This is a genomic window from Gammaproteobacteria bacterium (assembly GCA_003696665.1).
GTDB lineage: Bacteria > Pseudomonadota > Gammaproteobacteria > Enterobacterales.
Genome location: RFGJ01000624.1, coordinates 1 through 1055, shown reverse-complemented (window position 1 = coordinate 1055; position 1055 = coordinate 1). Strand labels below are relative to the sequence as shown.

Below are 1055 nucleotides of genomic sequence, written 5' to 3'. Positions count from 1 at the left end.
CAGTTTGGGTCGAAGTTCCGGGTGCCGCTGTTTCTGCACTTGTATCATCAACGCTAAAGGAGGAAAACATGCCACAGGGGTTCCAACAACATCATAGGGGCAACCGTTCGCACCACGGTCACAGACGAGAACAACCAAGAGTGCCGTTGCCATCAATTCAATTTATGAAGGATGGGAAGCTGGCTTCGGATTTGTTTGATAAGCAAGCAAAGCAGGCCGCCGAAGCGGTTGCCGCCTGCAGGCGAGAGGAAAACAAGAGCACCCAGTTGCGCAGGTTTTACGATGAACTGGTGATGTGGCTGGAACGCGTTGAGCAATCACCGGACAGGTTTGCCAGTTATTTGCCGATGATTCGCATGCTCAAGGCCAAGGCCGCATATGCGCGGGGCAGAAAGCTAGTGGATGAAAAATTTGAACAACTACTAGGCCAGATTGTTGATCACGCAACAGATCCGGTTCGACTGCGTCAGTCCAAATTGTTTTTCGAGGCGTTTCTTGGATTTTACAAGCTGGAGAAGGGAGACTGAAATGCAACTGACAAAGATTTCACAAATTGCCGGCACCATAGAACTACAATCGGGCATGCATATCGGGGGGGGCGATACAGAAATGCACATCGGCGGCACGGATAACCCCGTCATCAAAAATCCTGTAACCAGCCAGCCCTATATCCCCGGCTCCAGCATCAAGGGGAAGATGCGCAGCACGCTGGAGTGGTATGCAGGACTAGTGGCGGTGGCGGACGGCAGACCGTTGGGGTTCCAGCATGTGGAAGGGTTGACTGGTGAGGATCGAAGCAAAGGGGTGGAGATATTGCGGCTCTTTGGATACTCCCCGACGGGGACAAATATGGATGAGAATCTGGTGCGGGAGATTGGTCCGACCAGGCTGGCCTTCTGGGACTGCGAACTTGCTCCTGCATGGGTTGAGATGATGCGTAGCAAGAATCTGCTGCTCACCGAAACCAAAATGGAGAATTCGATCGACCGTATCAAGGGCACAGCTGAAAATCCCCGCAACACTGAGCGTGTTCCGGCAGGTGCAAAATTCAATTT

2 protein-coding genes are annotated in these 1055 nt (G+C 52.4%); both read left to right on the top strand.

Features of this window, described 5'->3' with window-relative positions:
- Positions 1-164: 164 nt before the first annotated feature.
- Positions 165-527, top strand: a complete 363-nt coding sequence (gene csm2, locus D6694_15120; GenBank protein RMH34613.1) for a type III-A CRISPR-associated protein Csm2 — start codon at positions 165-167, stop codon at positions 525-527.
- Position 528: 1 nt separating this feature from the next.
- Positions 529-1055 (top strand): type III-A CRISPR-associated RAMP protein Csm3 (gene csm3, locus D6694_15115; protein RMH34612.1); only part of this gene is annotated, 527 nt, incomplete at its 3' end.

Excerpts from the sequence above, each read along its gene's own strand:
- csm2 (RMH34613.1), top strand. The coding sequence starts at position 165 with ATGAAGGATGGGAAGCTGGCTTCGGATTTGTTTGATAAGCAAGCAAAG.